The sequence below is a fragment of the Stenotrophomonas sp. SAU14A_NAIMI4_8 genome (genome assembly GCF_003086695.1).
Classification (GTDB): domain Bacteria; phylum Pseudomonadota; class Gammaproteobacteria; order Xanthomonadales; family Xanthomonadaceae; genus Stenotrophomonas.
This window is the reverse complement of record NZ_CP025999.1, coordinates 4164960-4178523: the sequence shown is the minus strand read 5'-3', so window position 1 is coordinate 4178523 and position 13564 is coordinate 4164960. Positions and strand designations below refer to the sequence as shown.

14 protein-coding genes and 1 pseudogene are annotated in these 13564 nt (G+C 63.5%); 9 read left to right on the top strand and 6 right to left on the bottom strand.

Annotated features, from left to right (window positions below; translation table 11 throughout):
- Positions 1 to 129 precede the first annotated feature (129 nt).
- On the top strand, positions 130 to 669 hold the full coding sequence (locus C1930_RS20370) for a hypothetical protein (protein ID WP_159093636.1): 540 nt from the start codon (positions 130 to 132) through the stop codon (positions 667 to 669).
- A 236-nt stretch (positions 670 to 905) separates the two neighbouring features.
- Here the strand turns inward: C1930_RS20370 and C1930_RS18815 are convergent.
- Positions 906 to 1133, bottom strand: a pseudogene (locus C1930_RS18815) (IS3 family transposase); the annotation flags it as partial.
- A gap of 27 nt (positions 1134 to 1160) precedes the next feature.
- Here C1930_RS18815 and C1930_RS18810 point away from each other — a divergent pair.
- On the top strand, positions 1161 to 2591 hold the full coding sequence (locus C1930_RS18810) for a TonB-dependent receptor (protein WP_234412699.1): 1431 nt from the start codon (positions 1161 to 1163) through the stop codon (positions 2589 to 2591).
- A 71-nt stretch (positions 2592 to 2662) separates the two neighbouring features.
- Here C1930_RS18810 and C1930_RS18805 read toward each other — a convergent pair whose 3' ends face one another.
- The 3 genes from C1930_RS18805 to msuE are packed head-to-tail and all read right to left on the bottom strand — an operon-like array spanning position 2663 to position 5330.
- Positions 2663 to 3697 carry a methionine synthase gene (locus C1930_RS18805; protein WP_108772391.1) on the bottom strand — a complete coding sequence of 345 codons (1035 nt, stop codon included), beginning with the start codon at positions 3695 to 3697 and terminating at the stop codon, positions 2663 to 2665.
- Positions 3698 to 3746: 49 nt separating this feature from the next.
- Positions 3747 to 4724, bottom strand: a complete 978-nt coding sequence (locus C1930_RS18800) for a DUF1852 domain-containing protein (RefSeq protein ID WP_108754448.1) — start codon at positions 4722 to 4724, stop codon at positions 3747 to 3749.
- A gap of 15 nt (positions 4725 to 4739) precedes the next feature.
- The gene (gene msuE, locus C1930_RS18795) at positions 4740 to 5330 is read right to left on the bottom strand and encodes an FMN reductase (protein WP_108757424.1); all 591 of its coding nucleotides are present in this window, start codon (positions 5328 to 5330) and stop codon (positions 4740 to 4742) included.
- 75 nt (positions 5331 to 5405) lie between these two features.
- Here msuE and C1930_RS18790 point away from each other — a divergent pair, with 75 nt between their 5' ends.
- From C1930_RS18790 to C1930_RS18765, 6 genes are all read left to right on the top strand, one after another.
- Positions 5406 to 6317, top strand: coding sequence for a LysR family transcriptional regulator (locus C1930_RS18790; RefSeq protein WP_108757423.1), 912 nt, complete (start codon positions 5406 to 5408; stop codon positions 6315 to 6317).
- Entirely contained in the window at positions 6317 to 7180 is an 864-nt protein-coding gene (locus C1930_RS18785; RefSeq protein ID WP_108772390.1) for a methylenetetrahydrofolate reductase, read from the top strand. Before C1930_RS18790 ends, C1930_RS18785 begins: the two co-directional genes overlap by 1 nt.
- 102 nt (positions 7181 to 7282) lie before the next feature.
- Entirely contained in the window at positions 7283 to 7804 is a 522-nt protein-coding gene (locus tag C1930_RS18780; protein WP_108772389.1) for a DUF6622 family protein, read from the top strand.
- 43 nt (positions 7805 to 7847) lie between these two features.
- The gene (locus tag C1930_RS18775; RefSeq protein ID WP_108772388.1) at positions 7848 to 8567 is read left to right on the top strand and encodes a GNAT family N-acetyltransferase; all 720 of its coding nucleotides are present in this window, start codon (positions 7848 to 7850) and stop codon (positions 8565 to 8567) included.
- Between the two features lie 64 nt (positions 8568 to 8631).
- Positions 8632 to 9081, top strand: a complete 450-nt coding sequence (locus C1930_RS18770) for an SMI1/KNR4 family protein (RefSeq protein ID WP_108772387.1) — start codon at positions 8632 to 8634, stop codon at positions 9079 to 9081.
- Between the two features lie 69 nt (positions 9082 to 9150).
- Entirely contained in the window at positions 9151 to 9939 is a 789-nt protein-coding gene (locus tag C1930_RS18765; RefSeq protein ID WP_108772386.1) for a hypothetical protein, read from the top strand.
- A gap of 36 nt (positions 9940 to 9975) precedes the next feature.
- Here the strand turns inward: C1930_RS18765 and C1930_RS18760 are convergent, their stop codons facing one another.
- Together C1930_RS18760 and C1930_RS18755 are read right to left on the bottom strand one after the other, a co-directional pair.
- Entirely contained in the window at positions 9976 to 10482 is a 507-nt protein-coding gene (locus C1930_RS18760; RefSeq protein WP_108772385.1) for a GNAT family N-acetyltransferase, read from the bottom strand.
- Positions 10469 to 11131: a TetR/AcrR family transcriptional regulator gene (locus C1930_RS18755; RefSeq protein WP_108772384.1), complete on the bottom strand. Its 663-nt coding sequence runs from the start codon at positions 11129 to 11131 to the stop codon at positions 10469 to 10471. Before C1930_RS18755 ends, C1930_RS18760 begins: the two co-directional genes overlap by 14 nt.
- 154 nt (positions 11132 to 11285) lie before the next feature.
- On the opposite strand from C1930_RS18755, the gene C1930_RS18750 reads away from it, so the two are divergent.
- On the top strand, positions 11286 to 13550 hold the full coding sequence (locus tag C1930_RS18750; protein ID WP_234412698.1) for a TonB-dependent receptor: 2265 nt from the start codon (positions 11286 to 11288) through the stop codon (positions 13548 to 13550).
- The last annotated feature ends 14 nt before the right edge of the window (positions 13551 to 13564 follow it).

Sequence of the window (13564 nt, the reverse complement as noted above, 5' to 3'; positions counted from 1 at the left end):
TTGCTATGTGCCAGTATCTTTAAGTGAATTCTATCGAGCGCGGAACTGCCCTTTCGAAATCGTTATGGCGTTTTGTTTGCGTGCTTTCAGTTACTGTTCTGAAATTAAAATATTGAGAGGGTGTTTTTAATGAGTGCTCCTGATATTTATTTGACGATTGATGAGAATGCGCTTTTTCATTCTATCGATTTCGACTCTAGTGCTCTAGATCAAACCGCTAGCTCGCTTGCTTCAATGGGGCTTCTTGCTCGCAGCCTTCTAGATCGAGGGGCTGTCCCGAAAGAGAGGATTGCATACTTGACGGATCCCCAGTTAAACCCTGGCGGGCGGGGTAAGTCGCGAGTTCAGGCTATTGAACGCAACGGAACTTCCGGCGATGAATTGCTGATACATCCAACTTTCATCAAATATATTAAGTATTTTGTTTGTGGGCCAGACCTTCCTCTTTCGGCGATTGAGAGGTTTAAGGATGAGGCGATGGGTTCAGGATATCTAACCGGTGGTGATATTAACGATCTCGCACCCTTCGCGAGAGATTGCGTCCGTTCAAATGGTTTGATTCCACATCATGCTGCTGAGGAGTTCTTCAAGCTCGCGATTGAGTGCGGCGCAATGCCCTCTGTTGCAGAATCGATTCGGAGCTCAGTTCGCGCAATGAAGCCGCGTTAGTGGGATCGTCATGGTCAGTGACGCGTGGTCTATTCAAATGAAGCGGCTAGATTCGTTGGGGCCGCATTAGGGCGGGATGGAACTATGGATGACAGGCGATTGTGAGCGGGCTCCAGCCGCACAACCACCGCTTCAGAACCACGACGGTGCCTCGCTCAACAGTGTTGTGCCAGCCGGAGCCTCGCCGAATCCTTCGCTGCAACGCCGTTTTGGACCGGCCAGACTTCCGTAGAAACTCATGAGCCGCTTTGCGCGTAGCGACGTTCAAACTCTACAGGGGCCAGGCCACCGGCGGAACCATGCCGGCGGACCGGGTTGTAGAACATCTCGACGTAATTGAATACGTCGGAGGGCGCCTCGTCCCGGGTGGGATAGATCCGTCGCTTGATCCGTTTCTTCTTCAGCGCGCTGAAGACGCTCTCAGCCACTGCATTGTCGGGGCAGTTTCCTCGCCGGCTCATGCTCGGAACCTGCGCACGCGCGCGCCGGGCATGTTCGAGTACGAATACCTGCCGCTGGATGTGGGCCTGTACAACCGCACCTACGGCACGCGCCTCAACGGCGGGCGCCAAGCCGGTGACTTCACCTATATCAACGATGCGCCCAAGCGCACCGAGAAGGATGAGACGGTGGTCGGCTTGAGTGCGCAGTGGCAGTTGGAGGCCGGCACCTTCGACGTGGCCGCGTCCTACCGCACCCACGAGGATGTTTCGGCGGGCTACGACTTCGACATGACCGAGAGCGCGGCGCTGGCCGGGCGTACCTACGACAAGCAGGACGCCTGGAATGCCGAGGCGCGCTTCAGCTCGCCGGATGACCAGGCACTGACCTGGATGGCCGGTGTTTCCACCTACCGCACCGACAAGGATTCGATCCTGGGCACCTTCGTCGGACCGATTACCCGTGGCTTGAACAGCTACAACCTGGCACCCCGGCAGACCGCCAAGGGCCAGGACTACAGCGTGTTTGCCACGGCCAGCTACACCTTCCCCGCCGTGCCGAAGCTGACCGCCAGCCTGGGCCTGCGCCACGAGCAGGCGCGCCGTTCCACCGAACAGCGTGCCGGTTCGCTGGACCTGGCCGAAAGTGGGCTGGTGCTGTACCGCGACGCCGCGCTGGAACACACCTTCCATGCAACCCTGCCGCGCGTGTCGCTGCGCTACGACGCCACCGACAACCTCTCGTTCTACGCGGCCTCGGCCAAGGGCTATATCCCCGGCGGCTTCAATCTGGCCGCCGCGCAGAGCGATGTAGTGAATGACAAGGTGCTGCGCTACGAATCGGAAATGATGTGGAGCCACGAGCTGGGCTTCAAGATGAACGTCGGCGGTGGCCGCGGCCACATCGGCGGCGCCCTGTTCCACATCACCTCGGACAACTGGCAGGAAATCCAGGTGGCCACCGATGCCAACGGGCGCCCGATTTCGTCGGACTATGTGGGCTCGGATGCATCGATCCGCTCGCGCGGCGCCGAACTGGAAGGCGCCTATGAACTGGCGCCGGGCTTCACCCTGACCGCCAACGTGGGCTATGTGGATGCGAAGTACACCAAGCTCTGGGCCACGGTGGACGAAAACCTGGCCGGCAACCGGGTGAAGCTGACGCCGCATTACACGGGCTATCTGGCGGCACGCTACCAGCACCCGTCCGGCGTCTTCGGGCGGGTGGAATCGGCGTTTACCGGTTCCAGCGCGCTGGATGAGCGCAACCGTGCCTACCAATCGGCCGTGGCCATCATCGGGCTGCAGGTGGGCTACGAACAGGGCCCATGGACCGGCCGCCTGTTCGTGCAGAACCTGACCAACAAGCGGCGCGTGAACGGGTTGATCTTCGACAACCTGGCGTTCGGGCGCGACGGCAACTACTACGGCCCGATTGACAGCCCGCGCATTGTGGGCGCCGAAGTGAGCATGAGCTTCTAGGCCTCACGCGCAAACGGCGGTGCAGTAGAGAAACTGCACCGCCGCTGGCGATCGAAGGATGCGGGACACCCTCAGCGAATACCCGCAAGCTCCTCACGCACGATCTGCGCGCCGGCACTCAGCGCCCGCAGCTTGCCGCGCGCCACCTCACGCGGCAGCGGCGCCATGCCGCAGTTGGTGCAGGGGTACAGCTTGTCGGCATCCACGAACTGCAGTGCCTTGCGCAGGGTGTTGGCCACTTCTTCCGGCGTTTCCACCGTGCTGGACGCCACATCGATCGCGCCCACCATCACTTTCTTGCCGCGCACCAGTTCAATCAGGTCGATGGGCACATGCGAGTTGTGGCATTCCAGCGAGATCAGATCGATGCTGGATTGCTGCAGCTTGGGGAAGGACTCTTCGTACTGCCGCCATTCCGAACCCAGCGTCTGCTTCCAATCGGTATTGGCCTTGATGCCGTAGCCGTAGCAGATGTGCACGGCGGTCTGGCATTTCAGCCCTTCAATTGCACGCTCCAGGGTGGCCACGCCCCAGTCGTTCACCTCGTCGAAGAACACGTTGAAGGCCGGTTCGTCGAACTGGATGATGTCCACGCCGGCCGCTTCCAGTTCCTTCGCTTCCTCGTTGAGGATCTTCGCGAATTCCCAGGCCAGCTTTTCGCGGCTCTTGTAGTGCGCGTCGTACAGCGTGTCGATCATGGTCATCGGGCCGGGCAGGGCCCACTTGATCGGCTGTGCGGTCTGCCGGCGCAGGAACTTGGCATCTTCCACGAACACCGCCTTCGGCCGGCTGACCGCTCCCACCACGGTGGGTACGCTGGCGTCGTAACGGTTGCGGATGCGCACGGTTTCGCGCTTGTCGAAATCCACGCCGTCCAGGTGTTCGATGAAGGTGGTGACGAAGTGCTGCCGGGTCTGCTCGCCGTCGCTCACGATATCGATGCCGGCGTGCTGCTGTTCCTGCAGGGACAGGCGCAGCGCGTCCTGCTTGCCCTCGGTCAGCGCGTCATCCTGCAGTTTCCAGGGCGACCAGAGCTTTTCAGGCTCGGCAAGCCACGACGGCTTGGGCAGGCTTCCGGCGGTAGAGGTCGGCAGTAGTTTCTTCATCGGTATCGGGGGTCTTGTGTCCTGGGGAGGGGAATCGAGTGAACAGCGGTCAGCGCGCAGCCCACTGCTCAAGCACGCTGCGGTAGGGCTTGATGAAGTGTTCTTCGGTGAAGCGGCCCTGCTTCACGGCCAGTTGGCTGCGCTCTTCGCGGTCATAGACGATGCGGGTGGACGAATAGTCCTGGTGCTTCAGGCTGGGCTGGTAGACCTTGCCGGCCACCGAATTGGCGTTGTAGATCTCCGGGCGGTAGATCTTCTGGAAGGCCTCCATCACGCTGATGGTGCCGATCAGTTCCAGGTTCGAGTAATCGCCCAGCAGGTCGCCTTGGAAATAGAACGCCAGCGGCGCAACGCTGCCCGGGGGCATGAAGTAACGCACCTGCAGGCCCATCTTGTCGAAGTACTGGTCGGTGGGCGAGAACTCACCCTGGCGGTATTCCACGCCCAGGATGGGGTGGTGGTTCTCGGTGCGGTGGTAGGTCTTGCTGCTGGAAACGCTGATGCAGATGACCGGCGCCTTGCTGAACTGCGCGCGGTAGGCGTCGGACTGCAGGAAGTGCTTGAACAGCTTGCCGTGCAGATCGCCGAAGTCTTCGGGAATGGCGAAGCTGTCCTTGCCCTCGTTGCTGGCCGGCAGCACCACGCTGAAATCGTAGTCACGCACATACGAGGAGAAATTGTTGCCGACGATGCCCTCGGTGCGCGCGCCGGTGTGCGTATCCACCAGGGTGGGGCGCAGCACTTCGATCAGCGGGAACGGGTCGCTGCCATCGCTGCCGTCGATGTGCATTTCCACCGAGATGATGTCCAGCTCCACCACGTAGCGATCGGCGTTGGGGTTGTCCCAGTGCGCAAGATCGTTGCAGCGGTTGTTGATCATGCTCAGCGTGTTGCGCAGGTTCTGCTGCCGCGCCGCGCCGCGTGCCAGGTTGGCGAAGTTGGTGGTGATGCGGGTGCCGTCGGCCGGCTGGTAATCCTCGTTGAACGGGATGCGCGTGATGCTGAAGGTAAAGGTGTCTGTGCTCATGGGCGGCATTCCGGTTCAGAGGGTTGCAAGGGTGGCGGCGGGCTGCGGCGCGGGGCGGTGGGACAGCGCCAGCAGCGGCAGGGCGCGCTGCACGGCCAGTTCTGCGCGCTGCAGCAGGGCCGGGTCGTGTACGCGGCCGTCGGCGAAGTCCTTGTCGGTGGCGTACACCCCCAGCGGCAGGGTGCGGGCCTGGAAGAAGCTGAAAAGTGGCCGCAACTGGTGGTCGATCATCAGCGCGTGGCGCTCGCTGCCGCCGGTGGCGGCCAGCAGGATGGGGGTGTCGACCAGCGCGTCCTGCTGGATGAAATCGAAGAAATGCTTGAACAGGCCGGTGTACGAGCCGCGGTAGACGGGCGTGGCGACCACCAGCACGTCGGCCTGTTCAACCGCAGCCAGTGCCTGTTCGGCGCTGTCGGGCAGTTGCGAACGCCACAGCGCGCCAGCCAGTTGCGGGGCCAGCTCCCCCAGTTCAATCAGCTGCGGCTGGCTGGGCAGGTGGTCGCCCAGCAGGTCCAGCAGGTGTTCGCACAGGGTGGCCGCCCGCGAGGGGCGCTGCAGGCCGCCGGACACGGCGACGATTCGGAGGGGGCGGTGGGGAGAAAGCATGACCCGATGCTAGTCAGGGCGTTCCATGACGTAAAATGGTTTTACTTCACACATCCATGAGCGGGGCTCATAGACATGCTGGAACGCATCCACCTCAGCATCGTCCAGCAGGTTGAACTGCAGGGCTCGCTCACCGCCGCCGCCGGGGTGCTGAACCTGACCCAGTCGGCGCTGAGCCACAGCATGAAGAAGCTGGAACAGCAGCTGGGCACCGATGTCTGGCTGCGCGAGGGCCGCAACCTGCGCCTGACCCAGGCCGGCCAGTACCTGTTGGCCGTGGCCAACCGCGTGCTGCCCCAGCTGGACCTGGCCGAAGAGCGGCTGGGCCAGTTCGCCCAGGGCGAGCGCGGCTCGCTGCGCATCGGCATGGAATGCCACCCCTGCTACCAGTGGCTGCTGAAGATCGTGTCGCCCTACCTGGCCGCCTGGCCCGACGTGGACGTGGACGTGAAGCAGAAGTTCCAGTTCGGCGGCATCGGCGCGCTGTTCGGCTACGAGATCGACCTGCTGGTCACCCCCGACCCGCTGCTGAAACCGGGCCTGACCTTCGTGCCGGTGTTCGATTACGAGCAGGTGCTGGTCGTGGCCAGCAACCACCCGCTGGCCAAGGTGGACCATGTAAAGCCGCGCCAGCTGACCCAGGAAGTGCTGATCAGCTACCCGGTGCCGTTCGAGCGGCTGGATATCTACAACCAGTTCCTGCTGCCGGCCGGGGTGACCCCGCGCCGCCACAAGGCGATTGAAACCACCGACATCATGATGCAGATGGTGGCCAGCGGCCGTGGCGTGGCGGCCATGCCGCGCTGGCTGGTGGAAGAGTACGCCGCGCGCATGGACGTGGTGCCGGTGCGCCTGGGCGCGAAGGGCATTCCCAAGCAGATCTACCTGGGCGCGCGCGAATCGGATACCGCCATCGATTATCTGCGGGCCTTCGTGGACCTGGCTCGCGGCAGTTCGGCGGTCGCGCGCGCACACGGGGCCAGCTGATGTCCATGGAAACCGGGGCCAGGGCGCGGGCCTTCCTGGATGCGTGTTCGTGGGAAGTGAGCGCGAAGGCCGTGCAGGCCTTGCGCGCCGAGGCCGCACGCATCGCGCCGGGCACCACCATCTCCATTCCCTACCTGGCCAGCGAAGACGACCAGGCGCGGCTGGCCGCGGCACGCGCCATTCGTGAGCTGGGCTTCCAGCCGATGCCGCACCTGTCTGCACGGCGTATCGGCACCCAGGCCGCGCTTGAACACTTCATCCAGCGCGCAGTGGGCGAGGCCGGCGTGGAGCGCTGCCTGGTGATTGCCGGTGATCTGGCGGAGCCGGCCGGACCGTTCGCCGACAGCACGGCGATCATCGAAACCGGTCTGCTGGAACGCGCCGGCATCAAGGTGGTGGCCGTGGGCGGGCACCCGGAAACCCACCCGGTCATGACCGCCGCGCAGTGCTGGCAGGTGCTGCAGAACAAGTGCCAGCGCATTGAAGCGCACGGCATGGCGCCGTGGATCATCACCCAGTTCGCCTTCGATGCCGAAATAGTGCTGGCCTGGTTGAATGCACTGCGCGCACGCGGCATTGCGCACCCGGTGCTGGTGGGCATTCCCGGGCCGGCCAGCGTGACGCGGCTGGTGCGCTATGCGGCCATGTGCGGGGTCGGCGCGAGCACGGCCATGCTGGCCCGCTACGGTATTTCCCTGGGCCGCCTGCTGGGCTCGGCAGGGCCGGACCGGTTCGTGGACAAACTGCTGGCCGGACTGGGCGACGAGCTTGGCCCGGTCAGTCCGCATCTGTTTCCCTTCGGCGGCATCGCGCCGTCGCTGGACTGGGTGCAGCAGTACCGGCGCAACGCCCGGTCAGGGTAAGCGGCTGACACCTGTCACTTGTGGCGGTTTCGTGCAGGACCATAATCGAGGCGTCAGATAACCGCAGCACGCCCTCAACCTGCCGACAAGGAATGCCCCGCAATGATCATGCAGATCCTCTCGCACACCCCGCTCTGGGTCTGGGCCCTGCTTGCCTTCCTGGTGTACCGCGGCATCGCCGCCATGAAGCCGGGGGAAAGTTCGCTGGTGCGGCTGGCGATCGTGCCGGCCCTGTTCATTGCGTGGGGCGCGTGGTCCATCAGCCATCGCTACGGTGGCTCGCTGCAGGCCTGGGGTGAATGGCTGGTCGGCATCGCTGCGGGCGCGGCCATCGGCTGGCTGCTGCTGCGCCGTGCGACGCTGGCGCTGAACCCGGCTACCGGCAAGCTGCGCCGCAGCCCAGACTACAGCCTGCTGCCGCTGCTGCTGGTCACCTTCCTGGTGAAGTATGGGTTTGAAGTGGCCTTCGCGGTGTCGCCCGCGCTGGCGGGCCATGCCGGGTTCACTGCGGCGTATCTGCTGACCTCGGGTGGGTTTGCCGGTATTTTCCTGGGCAAGTTCTGCCGGTACGTGGTAGCCGTGCGCCGCGGTGCGGGTGGTAGCGCGCTGGGTGTGGCCGGTTGACTCGAATACCGGACAACCCTTGCACAAGGATGTGAGACGCACGATGTCCAAACCGACCTGCAACGTGGCCCAGTACTGGAATGGCCTGTTTGACGCGGGAATTCCCGTTCCGACGGTGGATGCGTTCCGGCTGGCCATCAACCCGCAGCTTGCCGAGCAGCGGCGGGCCATGATCCTGGTGACCACCGACGGCGCTACGCGCGCTGCCGTATCCGAGCGCGTTGCCTCTGCGCTGCGGTTTGCACCGGGTGGCCCGGCGGTATCGTTGCAAGGGCTGCGCAAGGCGCTGCAGAGCGCTGGCATCGAGATGCACGCGCCGGATGTCATCTACCACGTTGGCGAACAGGGAATGCCGGTGGTGCGCAACAGCAGCGTGATCGAGGTGCGCCAGCTCGCGCCTGACGATGCCGCGCTTTTTGAAGGGTTCATGGCACAGGCCCCGGTGGCCGACCAGGATGATGCGTCAGTCGAGCTGGGGCACTGGGCGACCTTTGGGGCGTTCATTGAATCCGAGCTTCTGGCGGTCTCCAGTCTTTACCCCTGGGGGGGCGAGGACATCGCGGACATGGGGGTGCTGACCCTGCCCCGTGCACGCGGCAAAGGGCTGGCAGCCGCCCTGGTGCGAACCATGATCGAGTACGCCGGCACGCGTGGATACGATGCGCAGTACCGCTGCCAGCATGACAACGTCGCCTCCAACCGGCTTGCGCAGTCGCTTGGCCTGAAAGCCTACGGACAGTGGGAAGTGGCGTGCACGCCGTAAGCGCGCCAGGGCGCCCCGCGCATGGCAGGATGCTCGCAGAATCGGAAGCGCCGAACGCACACGCATGTTGAAACTCATCGACTCCTCGCCGCTGGTGGATGACGCGACCCTCGCGCGTTTCAATGCCTACTTCGGCAACAAGCTTCCCCCGGCCATGCTCGCCTTCTACCGCAGCGCCAACGGTGGCTACCTGCGGGGCGAAGACGAGGATACCGACCCTACCGGCGTGGCTTCCTTGATTGCCGTGGGTGACGGCCGCACCTGCATCGAAAACCTGCACCGGGATTACATCCAAGGGTTTCCCCATCTGGCCGAGTACGTGCCATTCGCCGAAGACAATTTCGGGAACTGCTACGTGCTGTCACTGCGTGATGAGGACTACGGACACATCTATCTTCACCTGCTGGAAGACGATGAGCTGATGCCGATTGAAGACTCCTTCGAGGAACTGATGGAGGGAATCGAGCAGCGGCAGCATAAGGCGCATCAGTCGCGCGCAGGCGCCAGTGGGTAGTTGTAAGCCGTAGCCTGTTTCTACAGCGGTACACTCAAAGGACGAAGATTCAATCAGGAGCAACACTGCATGGATAACAGCAGGCCCTATGTTCGATTCGTCCTCGTGCTTTTCCTGGTGCTGCCCTTCCACGCGCTGGCCACCACGCAACGCGGTAGCTCGGCGCCACCCAAGGCAGTAACAGCGTGTGCTGATTGGATGGCCACACGCAGCTCGGCAGACGGCGCGCAGGTGCGACGCATTGGCAGCAGCACGTTGTGCGCCGACATCCCCTCGCTGTCGGAAGCGGCCGTCGAGGATTTTGTGAGAGAACTTTCGTTTCTGTCTGGCGACAACCCGCCCGATATCGTGATCAGGTCAGCCGGGGGCAGGGTTGATCTGGGGCTGACGATGGGCGAGGAACTTCAGCGCCGGCGCGCTGCCGTGTACGCGTATGGGTTCTGCGGTTCGTCCTGCGCGAACTACGTATTCCTTCCCGCGGCACGTAGGGTGATTCTCAACGACACACTGCTGGTGTTCCATGGTGGCTTGTACCGGTCAATGCTGACCCAGGCCGGCCTGACCGAAGAGGGAAAGGCCAAGATGGATGCCCAGCTTTCGCGTCAGCACGCGTTGCTGCAGAAGGCAGGCGTGGAGCCCGCCATCTTTGAGCGGATGGAAGCCCTGAACCACGATGGTCGCCAGCTCTTCGACAAATGTGGCGAAGTAACGCCCATCCGAAGCATCGTCTTCTTGGCCAAGGAACTGGCGGCGTTCGGTGCAGGGGTTGATCAGGACCTTGGGCCGCAGACGACGGCTGAGGTCGAATCCCTTACGCGCAAGTATGGAATCGCCCAGGGTACCTGCTACTGGCACTGATGGGCTGCCGTTCGATGCGCGGCACGGTCGTCCCGTTCACCGCGCAGTGATCACGAACAGCCGAAAGTCTGCATGCTCAGGCCCCGAGGGAACCCGGTGTGTCATTCCCATCTTTGCCAGATTGCGGTCCCAATAGGCGAGCGCGGCCTTGTCTTTCCAGAACGTAGCCAGAAGCCATTCGCCGGTTTCCGGGCGCACCAGCGCCTTCACCACTGCGGTGGCTATGCCCTTGCCGCGATGCTTGGGCAGGATAAACAGATCGGCCAGTTCGGGCAGGCGCCGCCCTTCAATCTCCACATTATCGACCTGCACGAACCCGCACAGCACCCCGTCAAGCCAGAGAAGCCGTGTCCATTCCGGCTCATCCCGCAGGCGCAACTGCACGTCGAGCAAGGTGGAGTCATACAAACCGCTGGGAAGAATCTCTTCACCGCTCCACGCTGAAGATTCGAAGTAATACAGCTGCATCAATTGGAAAACCACCTCTGCATCCTGAACGGTGGCGGTGACAAGGCGCAGTCCATCCACATCAACCACGCGCATCGGTACCGTCCCCCATTACCCGCGCAACGGCACGGCTCAACAGGGCATGCAGGGCGTCCGGCTGCAGATCGGGGTCGCGCACGGCGCGCATCGCCAGGCCTTCCACCAGCAGTCGCAACAGCAGCGTGCGCTGCTCGATTGCTTCTTCCTCAACCGCCACGCCGCGGGCGCGATCATGCTCGCGCAGCCAGGCATGGATGGCTGCAGTGGTCTGCTTGTCGTGCCGACGCAGCACCTCGGCCACTACCGGGTCGCGGTGCGCTTCGGCGTTGATTTCCGCATACAGCGCAACGCTGGCGATGGCATTGGCGTGGGTGTCCAGCACCTCGCCGCGTGCCCAGTGCTGGTAGCAGGCCAACAGGCCGTCGGCCAGGTCGGCCGAGGTGGGCATGTGCCGGATCGACACCTGGTCGTGGGCCAGCTGGCGCTCGATCAGGGCCAGGATCAGCGCACGCTTGTTGTCGAAATAGCGGTACATCAGCCCTTGGCTGATCTCCGCTGCGGCCGCGATTTCGCTGATCGAACCGGCGTGGAAACCGCGGGTGATGAAGCAGCGTTGCGCCGCATCCAGGATCTTCCGGCGCTGGGCGTCGGCATGGGCGGTGGCGGTGTCGTCGGCGCTGGCAAGCGGTGTGTCGGTCGGCGTCATTGCGTGATCTGAAAGCGTCCAATGGCCCGATCTTACGTTATCGAATGTGTGAATGAACGGTCATTCACCTGTCATTTCACGCACCCAGACTGCGGCCGCCTCCTCCCTTCCGCGACCGACATCGATGCGCTCCCCCACGTTGCCCCGTCAGCTGTTGACCCTCGCTATTGCCGCCACGCTCGCCGGCGTGGCCCACGCCGAAGACCTTCCCACTACCGATGCCAACGCGGCGGCCAGCGCCGGTGGCAACCACGATGTGGTGGCCCTGGACCAGGTGGTGGTGACCGCGCAGAAGCGCGCCACCAACCTGCAGGAAACGCCCATCTCGGTTTCCGTGGTCGATGCCGAGGCGCTGAAGGATCGCAGCGCGATCTCGCTGGGCAGCCTGTCCGATGGCTCCATTCCCTCGCTGCGGGTCACCCCGTTTGCCACGCGCAGTTCGGCGCTGAACATCGGCATCCGTGGCATCGGCGCCTCGGGTGATGCCAACCAGCCGGCGCGCGATGCCGGCGTGGGCATCTACGTGGACGGCGTGTTCATGGGCCGCGCGCAGGGCCTGGGCAGCATGCTGTACGACGTGGAGCGCATCGAAGTGCTGAAGGGCCCCCAGGGCACGCTGTTCGGGCGCAATACCGAAGGCGGTGCGGTCAGCATCGTGACCAAGGCGCCCACCGGCGAGTTCGGCGGCACCGTCAGTGCGGGCGTGTCCAACTTCAGCGGCTACAACAGCGCGCTGCACCTGGACCTGCCCAAGGTGGGCGACGTCAGCTTCAAGATCGACGCGGTGCAGGCCCGCCGTGGCGGCACCACCGATAACCCGATGCGCGGTGAGCGCGACTTCAACAGCTATGACAAGCGCGGTGCGCGCCTGAGTGCGCTGTGGCAGCCCAGCGATGATTTCTCCGCACTGTATGCCTTCGACCGTTCCTACGACGCCACCACGCCGTACCACACGCAGGTGCTGGTGCCGGGCGCGTACCTCAGCCCGCTGCAGATTGCCGGTGCCAGCCAGGACCGGCGTGACAGCGCGATCCTGGGCGGACCGCAGGAAGACAACGTGGGCCGCACCAGTGGCCACCTGCTCAACCTGTCGTGGACGCTGAGCGATGCGCTGGAACTGAAATCGATCAGTTCGTACCGCGAACTGACCCAGGGCCAGTTCGACATGGGCCTGGTCGATGCGATTTCCGCATACGGCGGTGCCGGCACGGCCTTCGGTCGCTACAGCCTGGCCCAGGTCTACCAGCACCAGTACAGCCAGGAATTCCAGCTGATCGGCAATACCTCACAGGTGCAGTTCCTGGGTGGCGCGTTCTATTACCACGAGACCACCGGTGACAACGCGCAGACCCCGAACATGCTGGTCTGGGGCCCGGGTGGAAACAGCTACACAGTGAACCCGGCCACCAATCCGCTGGACCTTTCCAAGGTGCGCATCGACCGCGCCAGCAAGGCGTGGACCGACAGCCTGGGCGTGTTCGGCCAGGCCACCTGGACGCCGGCCGCGCTGGAGCGCCTGCACTTGACCGCCGGTGGCCGCTACACGCGCGACGACAAGAAGGGCAGCCTGTACATCGTCAATGGAGCGGCCACCCAGCTGGCATTCGACGATTCCTGGAGCCGTTTCGACCCGATGGTCAACATCGCCTATGACATCGGCGAGCAGGCCATGGTCTATGCCAAGTACAGCACCGGCTTCAAGGCAGGCGGCGCCAACTCGCGTTCGACCACCTACACCGCCTTCGCGCCGGAAGAAGTAACTGCCTACGAACTGGGTTTCAAATCGCAGTTCTGGGATAACCGCGCACGCCTGAACCTGGCGCTGTTCGATTCGAAGATCGCGCACAAGCAGATGGATTTCTCGCTGCCGTTCGATCCCAACAGCGGCGAAACCCGCACCACCATGGTGACCACCAACGCGCTGAGCGATGGCAAGTCACGCGGCGCCGAGCTGGAATTCAGCGTGATGCCGATCGAGAACCTGACGGTTGGCTTGAACTACGCCTACACGAAGATCGACGCGCAGACGGCGGTCGACCCGTTCGGCGCAGGCGTGGCAGTTACCGTGCAGCCGCTGCTGGCACCGGAGAACGCCGGCAGCCTGTCGCTGGATTATCTGGTGCCGTTCGCCAACTTCGTCGCGCTGAAGTTCCATCTGGACGGCAACTGGTCCGACGGTTTCTACACCAGCGAATACGACCAGATGCTGACCGACAGCTCGTTCGTGGTGAACGCCCGCGTGGCGCTGGTGGATGTGCCGCTGAACGACACCGGCACCACCATGTCGTTCTCGCTGTGGGCGCGCAACCTGCTGGATGAAGAGCACCTGTTCTACAAGCTCAACAGCCCTGCGTTGGGCCAGACCGGCATCTTCAACGATCCGCGCACCTTCGGCCTGGACGTGGCCGTCAACTTCTGAATTCACTGGAGACC